This is a genomic window from Deinococcus apachensis DSM 19763 (assembly GCF_000381345.1).
Lineage (GTDB): Bacteria > Deinococcota > Deinococci > Deinococcales > Deinococcaceae > Deinococcus > Deinococcus apachensis.
The window spans coordinates 18,074-38,814 of sequence record NZ_KB906404.1 but is presented as its reverse complement, the minus strand read 5'-3'; the positions used below and the strand labels follow the sequence as shown (position 1 = coordinate 38,814).

General features: G+C 68.8%; 20 protein-coding genes and 2 pseudogenes. 17 read left to right on the top strand and 5 right to left on the bottom strand.

Going from position 1 to position 20,741, the window contains the following annotated elements; translation table 11 throughout:
* Positions 1-57: 57 nt before the first annotated feature.
* A complete protein-coding gene (locus F784_RS0111865) occupies positions 58-813 on the top strand; it encodes an SDR family NAD(P)-dependent oxidoreductase (RefSeq protein ID WP_019586954.1) in 756 nt (251 codons plus the stop codon).
* 310 nt (positions 814-1,123) lie between these two features.
* Here the strand turns inward: F784_RS0111865 and F784_RS0111860 are convergent, their stop codons facing one another.
* Entirely contained in the window at positions 1,124-4,228 is a 3,105-nt protein-coding gene (locus F784_RS0111860; RefSeq protein ID WP_019586953.1) for an ATP-binding protein, read from the bottom strand.
* Between the two features lie 277 nt (positions 4,229-4,505).
* Here F784_RS0111860 and F784_RS0111855 point away from each other — a divergent pair, with 277 nt between their 5' ends.
* From F784_RS0111855 to F784_RS0111840, 4 genes are all read left to right on the top strand, one after another.
* Entirely contained in the window at positions 4,506-4,778 is a 273-nt protein-coding gene (locus F784_RS0111855; RefSeq protein WP_019586952.1) for a DUF4242 domain-containing protein, read from the top strand.
* A 193-nt stretch (positions 4,779-4,971) separates the two neighbouring features.
* On the top strand, positions 4,972-5,505 hold the full coding sequence (locus tag F784_RS0111850; protein WP_040383089.1) for a hypothetical protein: 534 nt from the start codon (positions 4,972-4,974) through the stop codon (positions 5,503-5,505).
* A gap of 117 nt (positions 5,506-5,622) precedes the next feature.
* A complete protein-coding gene (locus tag F784_RS0111845; RefSeq protein WP_019586950.1) occupies positions 5,623-6,939 on the top strand; it encodes an SBBP repeat-containing protein in 1,317 nt (438 codons plus the stop codon).
* Positions 6,940-7,473: 534 nt separating this feature from the next.
* Positions 7,474-8,736, top strand: coding sequence for an NAD(P)/FAD-dependent oxidoreductase (locus F784_RS0111840; RefSeq protein ID WP_019586949.1), 1,263 nt, complete (start codon positions 7,474-7,476; stop codon positions 8,734-8,736).
* A 70-nt stretch (positions 8,737-8,806) separates the two neighbouring features.
* Here the strand turns inward: F784_RS0111840 and F784_RS26210 are convergent, their stop codons facing one another.
* Complete coding sequence (locus tag F784_RS26210) at positions 8,807-9,085, bottom strand: hypothetical protein (RefSeq protein WP_157465217.1); 279 nt, start codon at positions 9,083-9,085, stop codon at positions 8,807-8,809.
* 120 nt (positions 9,086-9,205) lie between these two features.
* Between F784_RS26210 and F784_RS0111830 the strand changes: the two genes are divergently transcribed.
* The 4 genes from F784_RS0111830 (at position 9,206) to F784_RS0111820 (ending at position 11,583) form a co-directional block, all read left to right on the top strand.
* Positions 9,206-9,700 carry a gluconokinase gene (locus tag F784_RS0111830; protein ID WP_019586947.1) on the top strand — a complete coding sequence of 165 codons (495 nt, stop codon included), beginning with the start codon at positions 9,206-9,208 and terminating at the stop codon, positions 9,698-9,700.
* Positions 9,693-9,869 (top strand): DUF2256 domain-containing protein, encoded by a 177-nt coding sequence (locus F784_RS26205; protein ID WP_157465216.1) that lies wholly within the window; start codon positions 9,693-9,695, stop codon positions 9,867-9,869. The genes F784_RS0111830 and F784_RS26205 overlap by 8 nt, the downstream gene beginning before the upstream one ends.
* A 35-nt stretch (positions 9,870-9,904) precedes the next feature.
* On the top strand, positions 9,905-10,843 hold the full coding sequence (gene uvsE / locus F784_RS0111825; protein ID WP_245557858.1) for a UV DNA damage repair endonuclease UvsE: 939 nt from the start codon (positions 9,905-9,907) through the stop codon (positions 10,841-10,843).
* A gap of 197 nt (positions 10,844-11,040) precedes the next feature.
* Positions 11,041-11,583 carry a 3'-5' exonuclease gene (locus tag F784_RS0111820; RefSeq protein WP_019586945.1) on the top strand — a complete coding sequence of 181 codons (543 nt, stop codon included), beginning with the start codon at positions 11,041-11,043 and terminating at the stop codon, positions 11,581-11,583.
* Positions 11,584-11,697: 114 nt separating this feature from the next.
* Here the strand turns inward: F784_RS0111820 and F784_RS27830 are convergent.
* Positions 11,698-11,949, bottom strand: a pseudogene (locus F784_RS27830) (transposase); the annotation flags it as partial.
* Between the two features lie 553 nt (positions 11,950-12,502).
* The gene (locus tag F784_RS0111815) at positions 12,503-13,141 is read right to left on the bottom strand and encodes a TetR/AcrR family transcriptional regulator (RefSeq protein WP_019586944.1); all 639 of its coding nucleotides are present in this window, start codon (positions 13,139-13,141) and stop codon (positions 12,503-12,505) included.
* Between the two features lie 209 nt (positions 13,142-13,350).
* Between F784_RS0111815 and F784_RS23070 the strand changes: the two genes are divergently transcribed.
* The 7 genes from F784_RS23070 (at position 13,351) to F784_RS23065 (ending at position 19,083) form a co-directional block, all read left to right on the top strand.
* Positions 13,351-13,995 (top strand): DUF899 domain-containing protein, encoded by a 645-nt coding sequence (locus tag F784_RS23070; protein ID WP_019586943.1) that lies wholly within the window; start codon positions 13,351-13,353, stop codon positions 13,993-13,995.
* Between the two features lie 180 nt (positions 13,996-14,175).
* A complete protein-coding gene (locus tag F784_RS0111805) occupies positions 14,176-14,970 on the top strand; it encodes an alpha/beta fold hydrolase (RefSeq protein ID WP_019586942.1) in 795 nt (264 codons plus the stop codon).
* A 51-nt stretch (positions 14,971-15,021) separates the two neighbouring features.
* A complete protein-coding gene (locus F784_RS0111800; protein ID WP_019586941.1) occupies positions 15,022-15,894 on the top strand; it encodes an SMP-30/gluconolactonase/LRE family protein in 873 nt (290 codons plus the stop codon).
* A 392-nt stretch (positions 15,895-16,286) separates the two neighbouring features.
* Positions 16,287-16,847, top strand: a complete 561-nt coding sequence (locus tag F784_RS0111795) for a dihydrofolate reductase family protein (RefSeq protein ID WP_019586940.1) — start codon at positions 16,287-16,289, stop codon at positions 16,845-16,847.
* Between the two features lie 113 nt (positions 16,848-16,960).
* On the top strand, positions 16,961-17,776 hold the full coding sequence (locus tag F784_RS0111790) for an alpha/beta fold hydrolase (protein WP_019586939.1): 816 nt from the start codon (positions 16,961-16,963) through the stop codon (positions 17,774-17,776).
* A 126-nt stretch (positions 17,777-17,902) separates the two neighbouring features.
* Complete coding sequence (locus tag F784_RS0111785; RefSeq protein WP_019586938.1) at positions 17,903-18,607, top strand: N-acyl homoserine lactonase family protein; 705 nt, start codon at positions 17,903-17,905, stop codon at positions 18,605-18,607.
* An 80-nt stretch (positions 18,608-18,687) separates the two neighbouring features.
* The gene (locus tag F784_RS23065; protein WP_019586937.1) at positions 18,688-19,083 is read left to right on the top strand and encodes a dihydrofolate reductase family protein; all 396 of its coding nucleotides are present in this window, start codon (positions 18,688-18,690) and stop codon (positions 19,081-19,083) included.
* 250 nt (positions 19,084-19,333) lie between these two features.
* On the opposite strand, the gene F784_RS0111775 is transcribed toward F784_RS23065, so the two are convergent.
* Positions 19,334-20,455: a TolB family protein gene (locus F784_RS0111775; protein WP_019586936.1), complete on the bottom strand. Its 1,122-nt coding sequence runs from the start codon at positions 20,453-20,455 to the stop codon at positions 19,334-19,336.
* A gap of 165 nt (positions 20,456-20,620) precedes the next feature.
* Here F784_RS0111775 and F784_RS25315 point away from each other — a divergent pair.
* Positions 20,621-20,737: pseudogene (locus tag F784_RS25315) on the top strand (transposase); the annotation flags it as partial.
* Between the last annotated feature and the right edge of the window lie 4 nt (positions 20,738-20,741).

The window sequence follows — 20,741 nt, the reverse complement described above, 5'->3', positions numbered from 1 at the left end:
GATCCCCGCTCCCCCACCCGGAATCGCGGGAGCCGGAAAGACCGCACAATAGGCGGCATGCTCGACTTAACTGGAAAAGTCATCCTCGTGACGGGCGGCTCGCGCGGGATCGGCGCGGCGACGGTTCGGACCCTGGCGGGCGCGGGGGCACAGGTCGTCGTGCATTACGGCCGGGGGGCCGGGGAGGCGCGGGCCATCGTGGAGGAACTCGGGCAGGCGCGGGCTATCGCCGTCGGGGCCGACCTGTCCCGGCCCGGGGCCGCAAGCGACCTTTTCCGGGAAGCCGCCGCCTGGCAGGGGCGGCTGGACGTGCTGGTGAACAACGCGGGCATCGCCCCCACGGTCACGGTGGACGACCCCCCGGACGAGTGGGCGGACACCTGGACCCGCACGTTGCAGGTCAACCTGATCGCCGTCGCGGACCTGTGCCGCGAGGCGATCCTGCACTTCCGGGAGCGGGGGGGCGGCATCATCGTCAACGTGGCGAGCCGGGCGGCCTTTCGCGGGGACAATCCCGACGCTATGCACTACGCCGCCTCCAAGGGGGGCGTGATCGCGCTGACCCGCTCCATCGCGCGGGGGTACGCCCCCGAGAACATCCTGGCCTACGCCGTGGCCCCGGGCTGGGTCCGCACCGACATGGCCGGGGAATATCTCCGCGAGCACGCGGCCGACATCGCGCGGGACATTCCGCTGGGGGACGTGGCCCCGCCCGAGGAGGTGGCGAACACGGTGGCCTTTCTCGCCTCGGGGCTGGCGCGGCACATGACCGGGGCGACCCTGGACATCAACGGCGCCTCGTACGTCCGGTAAGACTCCGCGACTTCGTTCCTGGCACCGAGGAGGGGCGCTCCGGTCGCCCATGTGGGCCCTTCGGACCTTCCCAGGCATCGGCAGGGCTATTCGGCAGGCGGCCCCCGGCGTTCGTGATGGGCTGCCGACCCGCGACCGGCGCGGCCGGGGTGGAGATGAAACCCTCGCGCCGCTCACCCCCTGCACACCGACCCTTTCGACCCCGGAGCGGTCGAGCGCCCCCGAGGCAACCGTGCGGGGCCCCACACCCGCTTCAAAAGTACCGGCAACCGGGGTCTGGGGTTCGCCCTGCTGTTCGGGACGAGAACGATCAGGCTCCCACAAAAACCCCGGCCTCGGGCGGCAGCACCTCGCCCACCTCCGAGAGCGTCGCGCGCCGCTCCAGGTAGAACCGCCTCGCCGCATGGGGTTCACCTGCGGCCTCCAGGGCACTTATGGTCAGCCGCAGGGCCTCCTGGTCGTAGGGTTCCATCTGGCACAGCACCCGGCCCAGGCGGGCCGCCTCCAGCGGGTTGGAGAGGAGCAGGGCCTCCACCCGCTCACGCAGGGCCAGGCTCAGGGCGTCACGCACGCCCGGCTGCCAGCCCTCCGACAGGCCGCCCAGATAGACGCCGCGCCACAGGGTGGCGGGACCACCCGCCAGGAACTCCTCGGCGTCGCTGCTCACCGCGCCCAGGGCGTAGCCACCCGAGGTGCTCAGCACGCAGCCCGCACCCAGCGCCTCGCGGAGCAGGTACACCTGCTGCTTGAGGGTGCGCCGCGCGGCCTCCTCGGGCTCGCCAGGGTACAGGGCGTCCAGCAGGTCCAGCACGCTGAGCTCCGTCCTCCCGGTGAGGCGCGCTTCCAGCAGGCAGGCCAGCAGTTCGGTCCTCTTGCGGCCCCGGTAGACGACCCGCTGGCCCCCGCGCTCCAGGGTGGGGGGCCCGAGCACATTCAGGCGGAGGGCCGGTGGGTCCGGCGCTTTCGGCGTGGCGGGCTGGGGGAAGAGGCGCCGCGCTCGGGCCGCCAGAGCGCCCAGGCCGCGCGCATCGAACCAGGCCTGACGTTCCCTCACCCCGGCGGCGTCGCCCCGCAGGTGGTCCAGGTCCAGCCCGCAAAGTTGGGCTTCCCTGACTGGCCCCTGGGCGCGGGCCAGGGTCAGGGCCTGTTCCAGCAACGCCTGGGCCGCGCCCACCCGGCCAGCCTCCGCCTCAAGTTCCGCCTGCCGCCGCCACAGGCGGGCCTGACCGGAGCTTGGGGCCTTCCCCTCGGTTAACGCCCCGGCCTCGGCCAGCAGCCGGGCGGCCGCCTGGGAATGACCCGCCCGCTGCTCGGCGGCGGCGTTCACCTCCAGCGCTTCAGGCAGCAACTCGGCACTCTGCAAGGTGTGGGCCAGCTCCAGCGCCCCGGCCGCCGCCCGGCGGGCCAGCACCGGACCGTGCGGCGGGTCCCACTCCAGGTACAGTTCGGCCAGCGCGATCAGGCAGCGGGCCAGGGCGTGGCGCGGGGGGTAGCGCTCGCACAGCGCCCGGGTTTCCAGCAGCAGCGTCTCGGCCCGCTCGAAGTCGCCCCGCAGGGTGAGCAGGTGACCCAGGAGCGGCTGGACCTGCGCCACCTGATACGGCGAGCCGTGGGCCACACGCAGACGGACGCAGGCCTCGGCGTCGGCAATAGCCCGGTCCAGGTGATGGTCGGTGCGCCCCAGCACCTCGGCCCGGTTGAACAGGTACGAACTCAGCCAGACTGTGGCCCCCTCCCCGGCGGCAACGTCGATGGCGCGGCCCAGGGCCTCCAGCGCCGCGTCCAGCTCGCCCACCTCGCTGAGTGCACAGGCGCGCACGTTCCAGAGATCGCAGCGCTCCAGGGGCTGCAGGTCCGGGCGCTCCAGGGCAGGACCCGCGAGGGCCAGCACCCCCGCCGGGTCGCCCGTGAACAGGTGGGCGAAAGCGACATCATGCACCGTCATGGCCGGGGCCCCGGGGTGGAACTCGGGATGGGCCTCCCACAGGCGCAGCACCTCCGGCCAGGCCTCGGCCAGGAAGTGAAACTTGATCCACTTGGCCCACCAGCGGGCGCTGGCCCGTTCCGTCTCGGGCAGGTGGGCCAGGAGCGCGTGCGGGGCCTGGCCCCCCCGCTCCAGCAGCCGCCACTCGGCCAGGAAGTACAGCGCCTCCACATTGTCCGGATCGGCCTGCAGGCTGAGTTCCAGCAGGCGCACCACCTCGCCGTATTCGGTGTCGTACAGCAGCCGGGCGGCCTCCAGGGCGACCCGGGCCCGCTCCGGGCCGCCCCGCCAGGCAAGGCTGCGGGCGAGCAGGCGACCCGCCTGAACCCCCTGACCCGCCGCCGTCGCCTGGGCGGCAGCCTGTTCCAGCAGGGCCAGCGCCTCGGCGTCCGGCACCTGCGCCGCCTCCAGAAACTCGGCTGCCAGCAGGGGGTTCACCCGGGCGAGCACCGGGAGCGCCCGCCGGGCGAGGCGCTGGCGCCGTTCACCCGTCAGCTCGCGCGCGATCACCTCCCCGAACAGGGGGTGGGCGAAGTGATCCCCGCGCAGGAGGCCCGCCGCCTCCAGGCGCCGCCGGGCCTGGTCCAGCGCCCCGGGGGTCAGCCCGGCCATCGGCCCCCAGACGGCCTCCAGTGGCCCGGCCTCCAGGCTGGCGGGCAGCAGGGCGCGGGCTTCGAGCGCCGCCCGCTCATCCGGGTCCCGCGCTGCCCCGGCGCAGAGCTGACCGATGAGGGCCTCCACCGTGACGGGCACGAAGCCCTCAGCGGGCGCGCGCCAGTGCCAGCGCTGTCCGTCGCTCCACAGGAAGCCCTGGCGGCTCAGGTAGCGCAGGAACTCCAGGGCGAACAGCGGATTGCCGTGGGTGCGGCCCGTGATCCAGGCGGCCGCCTCCCCGGGCAGCTCGGCCCCGAGTTCTCCCCTCAGCAGCGCCACCAGTTCGTCGCCGTCCAGCGGCCGGAGGTGGTACCCCGTGAAGGGGGCGGGCGGCTCGCTGCGGCTGGTCACCAGCAGGCCCACCCCGGGGCTCCGCTTGACGGCCCCTGCCAGTTCGGCGATCTGGGCGTGCTGCTCGGCCTCCGCCTCGTGCAGGTCTTCCAGGTGCAGCACGAAAGGGGCCAGCGCGGAGAGCACGGCCGCCAGGGTGTTCACGCCCGCCGCCGGGTCCAGACGCTCGCCCCGCGCGAGGCGGGCCAGTTGCCCCCCCGCCCAGGTCGGCAGCCGCCCGGTGCGGGGCAGGGCCAGGGCCAGCGCCCCGAAGTCCTGCGTGGCGTGGGCGCGGTGCCCCGCGCAGCCCAGATCCCCCATCACCATGTCCGCCAGAAAGGTCTTGCCGATGCCCGGCTCGCCCCACAGCCCCAGGGCCACACCCACCCGGCGGGACCGCACCGCCCCCAATCCCCGGATCAGGCCAGATTGCAGCTCGCTCCGCACGCCGCACCTCCGCTGGGTGCCCCACGCCCGGGGCCTCCGGCGGACGTTCCGCTCGCCCTCCCCCGCTCACAGCGCGTTGACGACCCTATCTTACCTGCTTCCCGGGGCAACCACCCCGCTCAGGTTCCGGCTCACGGCGTCTCGCGCGAGACGCCGCCTCCTGCCGACCTGCGAGAAATCCCGCCCGCCTTTTTGACCTCCTTTTGACCAGACCGGCCTCAGGCTACGTGCGTCCCCGGACGATTCCAATCCTGCGTTCGGGACACAGGAGGTTGATATGCCGCGCTACATGGTCGAACGGACATTCCCTGAAGGTCTGGAAATTCCCATGACTGCCGAAGGAGCCACCAGTTGCCTGAACGTGGTGGACCACAATGCCGATCTGGGCGTGACCTGGATTCACTCCTACGTGACTGGGGACCACCACCAAACTTACTGCATCTATGACGGCCCGAACTCCGAGGCCATCCGCCGCGCTGCCGAGCGGAACGGCCTCCCCGTGGACCGCATCACCCAGGTCAGTGTCCTCGACCCGTATTTCTACCGCTGAATCGTGTGTCTACAGGGTGGCGTGGTGGCCGACACCAGAGAGCCGGGACGCTCGATGTCGACAGGACAGGCGCCGGGGCGGCCCGGTCCTTCCAGCCACTGGGTGAGAGGGCCGCCACCCAGAGAGGAGTTTCGTTCCGTTGCCGAGTCGAAGACGGGCAACGGAACCGGTAACTGCCGGAGGGGAGACAACCATGAGGCATTCGGTACTCACGTTGGGAATTCTGCTGACCACACCAGCCGCAGCCACGACGCCCTACGCCCCGCAGCCCACCCTGGGACAACTCCTGCAGGTCCGGAACGCGGTGGCACCCTTCGAGAACATGAACGCCGCGCTGGCAGCGGGCTACGGCAAGTTCATGGACTGCATGAGCGGCCCCCAGGGCGCACAGGGCGTCCACTACACCCACGCCGCCCTGATCGAGGACCCGCGCCTCGACCCGCTGCACCCCGAGGCCCTGATGTACGAGCCCCGGGCGGACGGGTCGCTGCGGCTGGTCGGGGTGGAGTACATCGTGTTCCAGAAGGCCTGGCATGACGCGGGCCACAAGGCCGCCCCCACGCTGCTGGGCCGGGAGTTCTCGCTGAACACGACGCTGCTGCCCCAGCCGTTTTACGCGCTGCACCTGTGGGCCTGGCAGCACAACCCGCTCGAGCTCTTCGCCAACTGGAACCCGCTGGTGACCTGCCCCACCCCAGGGGCAGCACACGCCCACTCCGCCCGCTGACCCGGGCAGGCAGGGACACCGAGGAGCCTCGCAGGCCTGAGGCAAGGGGAAACCCGTCAGGTCCAGCGGAAGGGTTTCAGGGCCCACCGTTTCATTCGCTCCAGAGGGGGAGACATCATGACGAAGAACAACCGCCTTTTGCTGCTGCTGGCCGGACTGCTGAGTGCCTGCGGTCAGCCCGCCGCCCCGCAGGTGAACCAGAGGCCTGCCCCGGACGTGAAAGCCCCCACGGCACTCACGCCCCAGTCCGGCACCCGCAGCGGGGACCAGGGCAGCGCGGTCGCCAGGTACAGCTCGGGCGTGTACATGGCCGGGAGCACCCGCGGCGCCCTGTACGACTCGAACCAGGGGGACGAGGACGCCTTCCTCGCCAAGTACGACGCGGCGGGCAACCTGGTGTGGGGGCGGCAGTTCGGCAGCTCCGGCCAGGAGCTCGTCTATCAGATCGCGACCGACCGGTACGACAACGTGTATATGGTGGGGCGAACGGAGGGCGGCCTCAAGGGCAACAACCAGGGGGGGTACGACGGCTTCATCCGCAAGTACACCCCGAGCGGAGCGGTGGCCTGGACCCGGCAGATCGGCACCACCGGCAGTGACGGCGTTGGGGGGGTCGCGGTGGAGCCCAACGGCAACCTCTTCTGGGTGTCGCAGGCAATCAATGGGAAGGCAGCCGTCTCCGCCTATACCCGCGACGGCACGCGCCTCTGGACCCGCTTCTCCGCCCTGTGCTCGGGCACGGTTGCTACCAACGAATACGGGGCGCTGTATACGGCGAGCTTCACGTACAGCGCGGGCGGCGGCACCGACAGGTGCATCCGCAAGCTCCAGCCGGGCACCGGCGGCGTGATGTGGGAGCGGCGATCCCACTCCGCCGACACCTTCTACGGGACCAGCCTGGCGGTTTCCTACAACGACGTCTACCTGGCGGGCATCCACCAGATCAACCCGTACAACGCGAAGCTCTCCCTCGCCCGCTATGACGGGGTGACCGGCGCGGAGCGGTGGCGGTACGACAGCCTGGGGTCGAGCGCCGACTACCTGGGCTCCGTGGGCGGAATCAGTGCCACAGCCGAAGGGATCTACCTCACTGGCTACCACCGCGACACCTCCACCTCCGCCTCGACCATCGGCGCCTTCATCACCCGATTTGGCGCGGACGGGAGCTGGACGTGGTTCAAGACCATCGCCGCCGACCCGAGCCCGACCAACTACGGCACCTTCGGCTTCGGGGTCGCCACCCGCGTGGTCAAGGGCGGCGTGAACGGCCAGAGCGCCCTGATGCCCGACCCGTTCCCGTCCACCTTCGACGTGACCCAGGTGTACACGACCGGGTACACCTACGCCGACCTCGGGGCGGGCCACCAGGGGGACAAGGACGCCTTCCTGCGCCGCCTCGACGGGGCGACCGGCAACACCGTCTGGACCAAATGACCCTGCGGCGGCATCCGGCCTTGTGGGATGCCGCCCGCAGAACCTCTTTGGAATGAGAAAGGCAGGGCTCGATGCCCAGGGGCACGGCCCTCTTCTCATGGGGTTTGGTGGTGTCCTTCTATGAGGGGCAAATGGCATGCGGGACGGGAGCCGCTGGTCCCCCAATCCCGGGGGCAGAGAGCCGCTGGGCACGACTCCCCAGCCTTTTCCCCGTCCCCGGGCAGCTCGGCTGCCCCACGGTGCGGCGAGAGTCCCTTCCCTGGGGTGGCGGCGGGTGCAGGGCAAGGCTTCCAGGCGAGCCGCCACTGGGCAGAGTGCTGGGGAGGCTCTGTCCTGAGGCTGTGCGCCTTCCCGGAGAGCCCCGACCCCCTGCCGCACCTCCCGCTCACCTGGCAGACGGCGCTCTCCAGGGTGCGGTCATTCAACCCGTGGACCAGGGGGGAAGGTGTTGGCCTTCGCTCCGCGACCGGCCGCTGGACATGGGCCGCCGTGACCTGCGCACGCCCGACCGTCGTGCCGCAGTACCCTGGGGCAATGCTTGGGCAGCCGGTGGGGGAATGGGATGTCGTCGTCGTGGGGGCTGGGCCCGCCGGGTTGCGGGCGGCCCGGGCCGCCGCCCTGGGGGGGGCACGCACCCTGGTGCTGGACAAGGCCGACGCCGTGGGCGTGCCGGTGCGGACGAGCGGCGGGAGCTTCGTCAACGAGCTCCAGAAACTCGGCGTGCCCGCCGGGCTCTACCACCCTGTCACCCGCCTCCGCTTCGTCGGCCCCCGCAGCGAGGCCGTGTACGATTACGACGAGCCAGTGGCCTGTGTGCTCGACGTACGCGGGCTGTACCAGCACCTCGCGCAGGAGGCCATTGCGGCGGGCGCGACGCTGCGGCTGAGGGCGCGGGTTGAGGAGCCGATCCAGGAGAACGGGGGGGTGGTCGGCGTGCGCTTCCGGGACGGTCTCTCGGGCGAGGCGCGCGAGGCCCGTGCCCGGGTGGTCGTGGACGCGAGCGGGCACGCCGCCCTGGTGGCGCGGCGGGCGGGGATGCACCCGGGCTTCGGGAGCGTTGGGTACGGCGCCGAACTCGACCTCTTCGCGCCGGGGTTCGACGAGCGCGAGGCGGTGCTGCTCGTCGGCGCGCAGGCCGCACCCCGGGGCTACGCCTGGGCCTTTCCGCACGGCGGCGGCCGGGTGCGGCTGGGCGTCGGCGTGACCCGGCCACACACCGACCTCGATCCCCGGGCCTACCTGGAGCCGGTGGCGGCGCGGGTGCCGGGCCTGCGCGGCGCGAGCCCGGTCGAGGTACACACCGGCCTGGTGCCCGCCGCCGCTCCCGGCGAGGCGCCGCTCGTCGCGGACGGCCTGCTCGTCGTGGGCGACGCCGCCGGGCAGGCTTCCAGCCTGGTGGGTGAGGGCATCCGGTACGTGATGCGGGCGGGCGACCTGGCGGGCGGCGTGGCAGCCCAGGCGGTTCGGGCCGGGGACGCCTCGCGCGGCTTCCTGGAACGGTATGCCCGGACCTGGCGGCGGGAGTTCGGGCGCGACCTGCGGGTGGCCCACGCCGTCCACGAGCGGCTGGTGTCGTATGACGACGCGGCCTGGGAGGAGCGGCTGCCCCTGCTGCGGGCCATCCCGCCGGGGCCCTTCGCCCGGCTGCTGGCGGGCGACTTCTCGCCAGGGCTGCTGCTCGAACTCGGGACGCGTCACCCCCGGCTGCTGGCGACGGCCGGGCGGCTCCTGGCGGCGAGGGCGGGACGGCGGGTGGGCCCGTCACGCGGCGCAAGCCTGGGCGAGCCCGTGCCCTGACCGCCTTCCCACGTCCGCTCGTCTTGCGGCTGGTTATGGCGGGCATACCCGCGCCGTCCTGAAGCCCACCTCAGGCGGCAACGAGGAGTGGCTGCTCGGCCTGGCCTGCCAGGTCCCGGCCCTGCTCGCCGACCTGAGCCGCGAGTACAGCGGCCCCTGGAACCTGTGGCGGCGGACCTATCCACTTCACCACGCCCAGGGTGCGGCTCCAGCCAAGGTCTCCCCTCCCCCGGCGAATGGGGAGGGCGCGCTCCTCCCGCCGCCGCGGGAGGAGTTCCGCCGCCGACAGGAGGCGTCCGCGCTCACGAGCGAGGGGGTCGACCTGCTCCAGGCCACTCCGGCCCGGCAATGCCAGGCATCCCGCCACCCGCTGCTGCCCGTGCCCCTGGCCACCCTCCTCTGCTCAATTCCCGCCCCACCTTCACCTTTCCCCACGTTCCCACGCGGGAAGCTGCGGCAGACTGTCCCCATGCGGCTGGTCGTGATGGGTGTGGAGGCGAGCGGGAAAAGCACGGTGGGCCGGGAGGTGGCGGCCCTGACCGGCTGGCCGTTTCTGGACGGCGACGACTTTCACAGCCCCGAGGCACGGGAAAAAATGACTCGTGGGCAGGCGCTCACCGACGCCGACCGTGCCCCCTGGCTCGCCCGTCTGCGGGCCGAACTGGAGGCGCGGCCCGATGTGGTGCTCGCCTGCTCGGCCCTGCGGCGCGTCTACCGCGACACCTTGCGGGTGGAAGGCACGCGCTTCCTGTTCCTCAACGTGCCCGAGGGGCTGCTGCGCAAGCGCGTCACGGCCCGCACCGGGCACTACGCGGGGGCTTCGCTCCTGCCGTCGCAACTCGCCACCCTGGAAGCCCCCGGTCCCGAGGAGAAGGATGCGGTCACGCTCGACGTGACCGCCGCCGATACGCCCGCCGTCCTCGCCCGCCGCGCGCTGGACGTCCTGGGGGTGGCCCATGCCTGAGGCGCGCAAAACGTCCGGCGGGGGCCGCAAACCCAGCGAGCGCCCCTCCAAGGTGTGCGCCGCCTGCGGCCTGCCCTTCACCTGGCGCAGGAAGTGGGAGCGCGACTGGGAAAACGTGCGGTACTGCTCCGACCGCTGCCGGGCCGCGGCGAAACGGGGGAGGGCGTGACCGCCTCCCAGACCCCCGCCTACGGCCTGGTGTGCATGACCATTGGGCCAGAGGTGCGCTTCCGCACGATCACCCTGACGAACTACCAGAAGCTCTCCCCGGGGGAACGGGAGGCCAAACTCCTCGACCTGTACGCCGACAACATCGTGCGGGTGCGGCGGGCTGCCGCCTTTTGCGCCGCGCGGGGCATCCGGCTCTACCGGCTGAGTTCCAGCCTCTTCCCGATGTTCGACCTGGAGGGGGACGACACCGGGCGGGCGGTCCTCGACCACCTGGCCCCGCAGATGACCGAGGCGGGGTACGCCTTCGAGGACGCCGGAATCCGCGTGCTGATGCACCCCGAGCAGTTCATCGTCCTCAACAGCGAGCGCCCCGAGGTCCGCGCCTCCAGCGCCCGCACGCTCGCCGCCCACGCCGACACGCTCGACCGCTTCGGCTTTCCGCGCTCCACCTGGAACCTGCTGCTGCTGCACGGGGGCAAGGGAGGCCGCGCCGCCGAACTCGCCGCCCTCGTGCCCGACCTGCCCGACAGCGTCCGGCTTCGGCTGGGCTTCGAGAACGACGAGCGCGCCTACGGCCCCCAGGACCTGCTGCCCATCTGTGAGGCGACGGGGGCGCCGCTCGTCTTCGACGCCCACCACCATGTCGTCCGCGAGAAGCTGGAGGGTCAGGAGGACCCCAGCGTGCGCGAGTGGGTCCTGAAGGCCCGCACGACATGGCGCCCGCCCGAGTGGCAGGTCGTCCACCTCTCCAACGGCATCGACAGCCCGCAGGACCGCCGCCACAGCCACCTGATCACCGACTTCCCCAGCGCCTACTCCGACGTGCCCTGGATCGAGGTCGAGGCCAAGGGCAAGGAGGAAGCGGTCGCCGCGCTGATGCGTCTGGAAGCGTCGGGCGTGAGGCCCAGGGCCCTGGGCGTGGACGCCCGGACGGTGGCGGAGGAACTGGAAATGCGGGGGGAACCGGAGTGAGCGCCTGGCCCGCCGTCACTCGGGTGTGTCCTTGGGGCTGAGGAAGCTTCTCACGCGGGAGAACCGGACCTGACCCCCCGATGACGCCGTTTCCAGCACTGTGGCCCCTCCAATCTCGACCTCGCGCTGTGAACGGGGAAGGCCACGATCACGCTCTTCCGCTGACGCTCCTCGCCCCGCCGCGCTACCCTGCCCGTGTGAACGTCGTCGTGTTCGACCTGGAAACCACCGGCCTGTCGCCCGAGCGGGACGCGATCGTGGAGATCGGCGCGCTGCGTGTTCGGGACGGGCGCGTAGCGGAGTCCGAACGCTTTGAGACGCTGGTGAGGCCGCTGAGCGCCGGGGGTGAACTCCTGCGGATTCCCTGGCACGCCCAGCGCGTCCACGGCATCAGCGACGACATGGTGAGGGGCGCCCCCCACCTCGCCGACGTGCTGCCGCAGTTCCTCGACTTCGTGGGCGGCTCACCCGTCGTCGCTCACAACATCAGTTTCGACGGCCGGTTTATGCGTGAGGCGGCCAGGCGGCACGGGCTGACCTGGGCCCCACCCGCCGAATACTGCACCATGCAACTCTCCCGCCGCGCCTTCCCGGGCGAGCGCACGCACAACCTCGACGTGCTCGCCGGGCGCCTCGACCTCTCCTTCGCGCGGGGAGGGCGCCACCGCTCCTTCGGTGACGCCCGAGTGACTGCCGAAGCCTTCGTCCGCCTGATGGAACGGCTGAAGGTGGGGGCGTAGGCGGGCGGAAAAGCCCCTCAAAGCTGAGTGGTGCCCGGAAGCTCCCAAGGGAAGAATCGTGTGGAAGGGCAACAAAGCCTCTCCCCCTTCAGTAGGCTGGGCGTCCAAGGCCAGTTGAGAGGCTTCGATCTGCTGAGCCCGCTGGGCGAGCAGGGTTTCCAGGGGCGCGGTCGGCCACGGGCTGTCCGTGATGAACTGCTGGGTGTGGCCTTCTTTCCCTGGCGCCACCACCGCCGTTAGGGGTTGCATGCTTTTGCGGTGGGCCGCACTGCACAAACTTCGCACGGACAACGGCGCCCAGGTTCGTTGCGCTTGATGGCGCAAGGGGGGAAAGTGTCGGGTCCAAGGGGGAAGAGAAGGGCGCATAGCACCGAGGCCAGCACCACGGATGCTGGCCCCCATCCCCCTGCCCTGAATTTCCCGAAGTACCGCTACCCAGTAGTCGGCAGGTGATTGCAAGCAGCACCCGCACTCAGTCCGGGTTACGCCAGTCCTTCCTTACAGCCCTGGCGCCACGAGGGGTAGCGCAGCTCCCGCCTAGCCTTAGTGCTGGAGAAGCCTCACCAGCCGCCGCCCCAAGACTCCGGTCCCACCTGCTACGAACACTCGCATGCAGGCCACCTTCCTGATCCCAGAGTGGGTTCTCAGCCCAGAGCTGAGACCGCCCCAGCTATGTGACGAGAGTGACACCAGACGGGACAAACCCAGCCGTATGTCCCCTGTCGAGGGAAGGTTGCCGGTAGCGATTGGCTGATCGCTGGTTGGAGCGAGCTGCACGCCGTCTCGCTCGAACTTGGCGGTGTGGATTCGACGGTGGGTCCTGGTGGTGCCGCCTCTCTTTGAGGCTTATCTCCACCTACACAACATCGACCCACCCGCACCTCCCGGGGCTGAGTCGACCAAATTCCCAGCAGCAACGCTACAGCCCCTGTTCGACCATCATCACCAAGCGGTCCTCGAGTCGACTCACCTCCGCCTCCCCCAGCCCCCGAAGCGGGCCGTCGATCAGCAGGGTCGCCAGGCCATGCACGGCCGACCACGCCAGGAACTCCGCACCATGACGCCGCCCAGGCGCGAGCAAGCCCGTCTCGACGAGTTCATCCAACGCGCTGGACAGCAGTTCGAAGGGCGTGCGTCCGCCCGAGCCGCGCCTCTCCGGGCTCCTGGCCCCCGCAAGGTCGCGTGAGGTCCAGAAGGCGGTGCGGAACAGGCCCGGGTGCCTCTGCGCGAACCGCATATACCCCAGCCCGACGGCCTGGAAGCGCAGGCGCGCCCGGGTTGCGGGGTCCTGGTCAGGACTGACCGTGGCGAGCTGGGCGTCGATGGCGCGGGCGACCTCCGCCTGGGCGGCCGAGCAGACGGCGGCGAGCAGGGCGTCGCGGTCCCGGAAGTGACGGTAGGCGGCGTTGGGGGCGACGCCAACGCGGCGGGTGGCTTCACGCACGCTGACCGCGTCGGGACCGCCCTCCCGGGCCAGGTCGAGGCCAGCCTGAATCAGGGCCTGCCGCAGGTCACCGTGATGGTAGGTGGCGCGTTTTGTGGAGGTGGCTTCAGCCATAGGGTTGATCCCCGGTTGCCATTCTGTTTATGGCGTAGTAGTGTGGACGCCGTACACATGTCATGGACTTGTGCGTGTTCTGCACAGGCAGGCTACCGCGCCCCCCGCTCCTTCAGCCCCAACCTGAGAGGAGGAAAGTTCACCCTTAACCCAGCGCACCACCCGAGCATTCGCCCCGATCCACCTCCACCCCCCATGAGAGGTCCAGCATGACCGACACAGCTCAAGCCCACCCACCCGTCGTCGACCTCGAAACCTGGCAGCGCTCCCGGGCCGAACTGCTGACCCTGGAAAAAGTCGGCACCCGCCTCACGGACGCCATTGCGGCGCAGCGCCGCCGCCTGCCGATGACGCCGGTGGACAACTACGTCTTCATGGGGAAGGAAGGTCCGGTGACGTTGGTAGAGCTTTTCGCCGGTCGCCCACAACTGCTCGTGCATCACTTCATGTTCCACCCGGACTGGGACGCGGGGTGCCCCTCCTGCACGCATTTCGCGGAGAACGCGTCCCCCCATCTCCCCCACCTCAAAACCATGGACGCCAGCTTCGTCCGCATCTCCCGTGCGCCCATCGAGAAACTGCTGGCCTATGCCGAGAAAAAGGGCTGGAGCGTCCCGTGGTACTCGTCGTTCGGGAACACCTTCAACCAGGACTGGGGGTGGACGGGCGAGGATGGGGGTGAGGGGCCGGGCCTCAGCGTGTACCTGCTGGTGGAGGGGCAGCCTTACCTGACGTACTCCACGACCGGCCGCGGCGTGGAGGCGATGTCGAGTTACTTCGGGTACGCCGACCTGCTGCCCTATGGCCGCCAAGAGCGCTGGCAGGAGGTTCCACCCGGCTGGCCACAGGTCTGACGTGACTGGGGCCATGGCAAACCCCCGGTCAACGAGCGGTGTTGTACACGGCAACAGGACCGCCCGTACCGTCTCCTTCAAAAAAGGGCGGACGCTACATGCCCCTGCCTTGTGCGCAATGTCCAGGCCGATCATCGCTCACAACCACGCGGGCGGCTGGCGTAAGCACAGGGGGAACCCATGAAGACGGTCACTTCGAAAGACGGCACGAGCATCGCGTTCGATCAGTCGGGCACGGGCCCGGCGCTGGTCTTGGTCCACGGGGCCACCCAATACCGGGCCAGCGACCAGGGCATGAGGCAACTGGCCGACCTGCTGGCACCGCACTTCACCGTGATCCAGTACGACCGTCGGGGAAGGGGCCAGAGCACGGACACCCCGCCTTTCGCGGTGGAGCGCGAGGTCGAGGACATCGAGGCGCTGGTGGATGCCGTGGGCGGCTCCGCCTTCATCTACGGCATGTCCAGCGGCGCCGTTCTGGCGATGGAAGCCGCCCTCGCGCTGCCGGGCAAGATCTGGAAACTGGCGATGTACGAGCCCCCCTTCAATGACGACGAGGCCGCCCGGCAGAGGTGGAAGGCCTACACCGGGCAGCTCGGGGAGCTGCTGGCCCAGGGCCGCCGGGGCGACGCGATGGCGCTCTTTCTGGGGCTGGTGGGAGTTCCTGCCGAGCAGGTCGAGGGGATGCGCCAGGCCCCGACCTGGCCGATGGCCGAGGCGATCGCCCCCACCCTGGCCTATGACCACTTCGAGCTGATGGGCGAAGAGGCCGCGGTGCCCACCGGGCGGGCCGCCGGAGTCACGGTTCCCGCTCTCGTCCTGGTGGGTGGGGCCAGTTACGGGTTCATGCACCAGTCCGCGGAGAAGCTGGCCAAGGCCATTTCCGGCGCACGCTGGCACATCCTGGAGGGCCAGACTCACAATGCCGCCGCACCCGTGCTCGCCCCGGTGCTGGAGGAGTTTTTCCTGAGCTGAACACGTAGGCCCGCGAGGAGCGTCGTCGAAGAAAACCGGAGGGGTAGTCCGATGAACACAGCGATTCTCACCGACGGTCTCAAGTTCCCGGAGAGCCCACGCTGGCGTGAAGGCGAGCTCTGGTTCTGCGACTACGCCCTCCACCGGGTGATGAAGGTAGACCTGAGCGGCACCCTCCATACCGTCGCCGAGCTGCCCGATCTTCCCACCGCAATTGACGGGACACCGGACGGGCGGGTGCTGGTGGTGTCGGCAACCCAGCGCCGGGTCCTCCGTCTTGAGAACGGCCGTCTGACGGAATTCGCCGACCTGTCGGGCCTGGTACCGCATCCCTGCGGGGAGCTGGTGGTGGACACCCTCGGGAGGGCCTACGTCGGTAACATCGGCCTGGAATTCGGCACTCCCTCACCTGTCCCGAACCCGGGTTCGATCCTGCTGGTTACCCCGGAAGGCCGGGCGCGGATCGTGGCCGAGGGGCTGGCCTTTCCCAACGGTATGGCGATCACTCCCGACGGGCAAATCCTGATCGTGGCCGAGAGCCACGCGGCCCGGCTGACGGCCTTTGACATCGAACCCGACGGCTCGCTCTCGGGCCGCCGGGCCTGGGCGCAGTTCGACGAGGCCCTTCCTTTTGCGGCGGGCCGCTTCACGCCGGACGGCCTGTGCCTGGATGCCGAAGGGGCGGTGTGGGTCGCGGCCCTGAGGGAAGTGCTTCGGGTGCGCGAGGGGGGCGAGGTCACGCACCGCATTGGGCTGGACCACTTCGCCCTGGCGTGCATGTTGGGAGGCCAGGATCGCCGCACCCTGTTTATCGCCGCAACCAACGTGCTCAATCCTGCTGACAGCCAGGCCCAGGGCCAAATCGAGATGGTCGAGGTCGAGGTGCCAGGTGCTGGGCTGCCCTGGCTGATTGAGGTCCCATGACCGTTCAAGGAGCGGCTGGCGCCTGATCTGAGGCGATGAACTGGATATGGCGTCCGAACGGGAGAATCTAAAGTCCAGTGACTATGTGGATGGATAGCGAAAGGGTCGTGGCACGAATGCCACCTGGCTGGCAGGCTTTACGAGCCCGATGTTGCAAAGGAAAAACGATGCCGGACGATGTGGCTGCCAGGGTGACACACCCACTCCGTGATCCTGACGCCCTCGGTTCCTACGAGCTGGCCTGAGCTGGATGAGCGTTGCCGCACCCACGCCACTGTTCACACCGAGGGCTGTGCTGACCCCAGTGGCACGATGGTGTCGTTTTCGTACCAGATCGGTCGCCCTCCCACCCACGAGGTTGAAACCACTGCTGAGCTGCACAAGGAGCATCCATGCGTAAAGTGATCGTGACCGAGTTCCTGACCCTCGATGGAGTGTACGAAGATTCCATCCCGTGGCATAGGGACTACACGAGCCCGGCAGGCGGCCAGTTCAAGCAGGGCGAACTCTTCGAGAGTGGCGCCCTCCTGCTGGGCCGCATGACCTACGAGGGCTTCGCTCAGTACTGGCCGACCGCGACCGGCACCGGGGAGTTCGGGGAACGGATGAACAGCCTCCCGAAGTTCGTCGCCACCACCACCCTGACTTCCCTCGACTGGAATGCCACCCCCCTGGAGGGAGACGTGGTCGCGGCGGTGGAGGAGTTGAAGCGGCAGGAGGGTGGGAACCTCCTCGTCTACGGCAGCGGAAGCTTGGTCCAGACGCTTCTGCGGCACGGCCTCGTGGACGAGCTTCGCCTGATGGTCTACCCGCTGGTCCTGGGGAGCGGCAAGCGCTTGTTCTCTGGCGGGGACCGGCTGGCGCTGAACCTCACCGCCTCGCGGGAACTCGGCGCGGGCGTGCTGCTCTTGACCTACCAGCCCGTGGCGGAGGGTACACCGGGACCGAGTTGACCCCTGCCCATCCGACCTTTGGGTGAGCTTCTGGGGCTTCAGGGTCAGGCCCCGAACTCCATCAAGAGCCTATCCAAAGCTGCCCGACCTGCCCGAACGACAGGAGTCAACCCATGACCGATCAAGCCAACGCAGGCTCCTACGCTGAAGTTAACGGCCTCAGCCTGTACTACGAACGGCACGGCGCCCCCCGACCCGATCAGGTGCCGCTGGTCCTCCTCCACGGAGGCTTCGGGGCGACCTCCATGTTCAGCGGACTGATTCCCGCGCTGTCTGCCGGGCGGGAGGTGATCGCCGTGGACTTGCAGGCACACGGCCGCACCGCCGACATCGACCGCCCGATGCGCTTTGAGACTCTGGGTGATGACATAGCCGGATTGCTGGGCGCCCTGGATGTCTCCCAGGCCGATGTGCTGGGTTACTCGCTGGGAGCGGGGGCGGCCCTGAGGTTCGCCCTCCAGCACCCAGGCTTGCTCCGCAAGCTGGTGGTCGTGTCGTTCCCGTTCCGCCGCGGCGGCTGGTTCCGGGAGGTACGAGAGGGTATGGCGCAGATCGGTCCTCATGCCGCAGAGGGCCTGAAGCAGGGGCCCATGCATAGGCTCTACGCCAGCATCGCGCCCCGCCCGGACGACTGGCCGCGGCTGGTGACCCGGGTGGGCGAGGTGGTGAATACCGAGTACGACTGGGCCGACGAACTGCGCGGGTTCCAGAACCCGACCCTGATCGTCGCTGGCGACGCTGACAGTTTCGCGCCTGCCCACGCCGCCGAGTTCTTCGCGCTGCTGGGGGGTGGCCTGCGGGACGCGGGTTGGGACGGCTCTGGCCGAACCGCGCACTGCCTTGCCATTCTGCCCGGCACGACCCATTACGACGTTTTGCAGTCGCCTTTGCTGCTGCCCGCCGTCACCTCCTTTCTCGGCGCCTCGTAGTGGAGGCAGGCTCAGCAAGCCGAAGAGGCGGGAGAGCCGGTCCAGCTAGGTCATCTGGGTCTGTTCGGGACTCAGGCCTCACGTTTTCATTGTCGAAAACGTACACGTAATTTGAGGGAGAAGCTTGTGAACGAGAATGCCGTGAAGCGTCTGTATCTGATGCAGGTGGGGTCCATGCCGGAATACCAGATTCCGATCGTCTGTTACCTGGTGCAGACGGAGGACGGCGAAAACATCCTGATTGACAGCGGCCTCCCGGAGATCATGCCTGAAGGAGAGACCGAGTTCGAGAATGGTCAGGACGTCATCGAGCAGTTGTCCGGCATAGGCCTGAAACCGGACGACATTGATACGGTTATTTCGACGCACTACGATATCGACCATGCTGGAAGGCACGCGGCCTTCACGAAGGCGCAATACGTTGTTCAGCGTGTGCATCATTCGGACGCGGCGAGCAACCCACGTTTTGCGGCCAATCGGCCCGAGTGGGATCAGCCCATGGAGCGCATTCGGCTGGTGGACGGGAACACGGAGCTGCTGCCGGGGCTGGAGCTGATCGAGACGAGCGGGCATGTGCCGGGACATCAATCGGTGCTGGTGCGGCTGCCCAAGATGGGGTCGGTGTTATTGACGGTTGACGCGGTCCCCTTCCGCGAGGGCTTTACCCGTGACGATCAGGACAACGGGAGCAACCCGGACGCCGAAGCGACCCGCGCCAGCACAATGAAGCTGCTTGATCTGGCGGAACGCGAGCCTGTCGGGCTGGTCATCTTCGGGCATGACCAGGCACAGTGGGAAGGGCTGAAAAAGCTGCCGGAGTGCTACGAGTGAGGAGGAAAATACCCCTCTCCCACCGACCCTTTTCCCTGTCAATGAAATGAGCTCACGAGACCCGACGAGGAGGCAAGACCATGCGAAGACTCATCGTTCTCGAACGCATCACGCTCGACGGCGTGTTCGACGCTGCCTCGATGGGGCAGTGGGACTTCCCGTATCACAGCGACGAGAGGGCTGAGGTGATCTCCTGGGGCAGTGACGCGTACCTGCTAGGTCGCGTAACCTACAAGATGCTCGCGCCGCACTGGTCCGCCCTAGGGAACAACGAGATGGGCGTCGCCGACAAGCTGAACAGCATGAGGAAATATGTCGTCTCCTCGAACCTCGAGAAAGCGGAGTGGAACAACACGACGATCATTCGGGGTGACGCGGCCGAGGAGGTCGGCCAGCTCAAATGGCAAGAGGGCGGTGACATTCTCGTCCAGGGCAGCGCTGTGCTGCTTCAGGTTCAGTGCCACTCCAGTTCCTGACCTCCGTTCGGAGGTCCTCACGACCACTCAAGCTAAAAGGCACCGCCGAGAACGTGTGAGCGCCACGCGGGGGGAGGGTGGCCCCTCCTCAGGCTGCCCTCGGGCAGCTGAACATGTACTGACAGGGACCGCTCGAGCATCGTGTGTGGTTCCAGGCGTTCGTGGTGAAGAACGAGGGGCGTCAGAACAACACCGAGCTGAGGTTCGCAGGCCAGCTTCGTTCAAATCGTCAGTTTTCCAGCATCTGCGCTTAAGGCACGCGGAATTCGACAGGGCCCCAAACGAAGCCGGACACCTCGCGTCCGCGAAGGTCGAGAATCTTTCGTTCCACGCGGCCATCGTGGACGTAAATGCCGCCTGAACGCATGTACGCCGCCGTCTTACCGTCTGGCGAGAGGGTGACGGTAAGGGCCGTGTCGAAGTCCTCGCTGTAAATCTCGTGGCTGACGGCGTGGACGCTCTGGCACGACCATTCCCGCACCACACGGCCTGCGTTCAGCAGCTGGCACGTCAGCTCCATCTCGCGAATCACGAACCGGATCGACAGGACGTTCGGGGCGCGCACAGCGACAAGACGCTGTGCCGTGGGAGATGTCGCGCCGGGCCTCAGGAGGTTCACGTTCGTACGTCCGCCGAGGTCGTACAGGAGGCCGTCGTTGAAGCCCGCGAGGTACACCGCGCTACCCTTTCTGGTGAGGTGGCCCGCTCCGCTCGGACTCCTGAACAAGACGCGCTGCCGAATGCGGCCCGCCGAGTCCAGCACGTACGCTCCGACCTCCACTGCACTCCCTAGGCCCAAGGCTTGCATCGGGTCGCGCGTGTAAGACCCGGGGACCCGCTCGACTGGACCGAGCACCACGAGTCCCGCTGGACTCCACATCACGCCCCCCGCGGTGGGAACGCCAACGTAGTCAAGGGCGTTCGTCGCCCTCACCTGCGTGGCGCCGTCCGAGAACGAGTAGAGGGTGACGGTGTGAGTTGTGGCGGTCGAACTCGTAGTTTTTTGCGTCCACGCGAGAAATCTCCCGTCGGGCGACCATGCGGGCGTGGATCGAATCAGGCCCTCGGTGGGGGTGGCACTTTGGGTCGTGAGGCGCCTGGCTTCACGCGTGACGAGGTCGAGCGTCCAGATGTTCGTCGGGCCCCAGCCCGTATAGAACGTCTCGGCTGCGCCCCGCGCGACGGACGCATACGCGATACTGCGCCCGTCTGGCGAGAGGATTGGCGGACCGTTGTGGCCCCATGAGGTGAGACGGGTCCAACTCCCGGCGGTCCAGGCCCAAAAGTCGCCGTCGATGTTCGCGACGAGCGGGGCGGCGGAAGCGGCGGACAGCCAGAGCAGCACGAACAGGGTCAGCAAGCGCGTCGGCATGCCTGAACTATGTGGCAAGGGGCATGGCAAGAGGATGTCAGCGTGGGACCATGCCGACGCACGTAGTGGCACGTAGCGTGGCGGGCGAAGTGAGGAGGACGTTCCTACAGGTCATCCGGAAAATTGCTACGGTTGAGGAGCGAGGTCCAGTGGCAGCCTGAAGGAATGCGGTTGACGGACGAGCAATGGGCCATCCTCGCTCCCCTCCTTCCTCCTCCTAAAAAACAGACTCGACGTGGACGACCGCGACGGAGTGACAAAGACCTGTTGGAAGGCATCCTGGTAG

Bases quoted from the DNA above. Each gene is read 5' to 3' on its own strand.
- F784_RS0111865 (WP_019586954.1), top strand. From the start codon at position 58: ATGCTCGACTTAACTGGAAAAGTCATCCTCGTGACGGGCGGCTCGCGC.
- F784_RS0111855 (WP_019586952.1), top strand. From the start codon at position 4,506: ATGCCGCGCTACATGGTCGAACGGACATTCCCTGAAGGTCTGGAAATT.
- F784_RS0111850 (WP_040383089.1), top strand. From the start codon at position 4,972: ATGAGGCATTCGGTACTCACGTTGGGAATTCTGCTGACCACACCAGCC.
- F784_RS0111845 (WP_019586950.1), top strand. From the start codon at position 5,623: ATGACGAAGAACAACCGCCTTTTGCTGCTGCTGGCCGGACTGCTGAGT.
- F784_RS0111840 (WP_019586949.1), top strand. From the start codon at position 7,474: ATGCTTGGGCAGCCGGTGGGGGAATGGGATGTCGTCGTCGTGGGGGCT.
- F784_RS0111830 (WP_019586947.1), top strand. From the start codon at position 9,206: ATGCGGCTGGTCGTGATGGGTGTGGAGGCGAGCGGGAAAAGCACGGTG.
- F784_RS26205 (WP_157465216.1), top strand. From the start codon at position 9,693: ATGCCTGAGGCGCGCAAAACGTCCGGCGGGGGCCGCAAACCCAGCGAG.
- uvsE (WP_245557858.1), top strand. From the start codon at position 9,905: ATGACCATTGGGCCAGAGGTGCGCTTCCGCACGATCACCCTGACGAAC.
- F784_RS0111815 (WP_019586944.1), bottom strand. From the start codon at position 13,141: ATGGCTGAAGCCACCTCCACAAAACGCGCCACCTACCATCACGGTGAC.
- F784_RS23070 (WP_019586943.1), top strand. From the start codon at position 13,351: ATGACCGACACAGCTCAAGCCCACCCACCCGTCGTCGACCTCGAAACC.
- F784_RS0111805 (WP_019586942.1), top strand. From the start codon at position 14,176: ATGAAGACGGTCACTTCGAAAGACGGCACGAGCATCGCGTTCGATCAG.
- F784_RS0111800 (WP_019586941.1), top strand. From the start codon at position 15,022: ATGAACACAGCGATTCTCACCGACGGTCTCAAGTTCCCGGAGAGCCCA.
- F784_RS0111795 (WP_019586940.1), top strand. From the start codon at position 16,287: ATGCGTAAAGTGATCGTGACCGAGTTCCTGACCCTCGATGGAGTGTAC.
- F784_RS0111790 (WP_019586939.1), top strand. From the start codon at position 16,961: ATGACCGATCAAGCCAACGCAGGCTCCTACGCTGAAGTTAACGGCCTC.
- F784_RS23065 (WP_019586937.1), top strand. From the start codon at position 18,688: ATGCGAAGACTCATCGTTCTCGAACGCATCACGCTCGACGGCGTGTTC.
- F784_RS0111775 (WP_019586936.1), bottom strand. From the start codon at position 20,455: ATGCCGACGCGCTTGCTGACCCTGTTCGTGCTGCTCTGGCTGTCCGCC.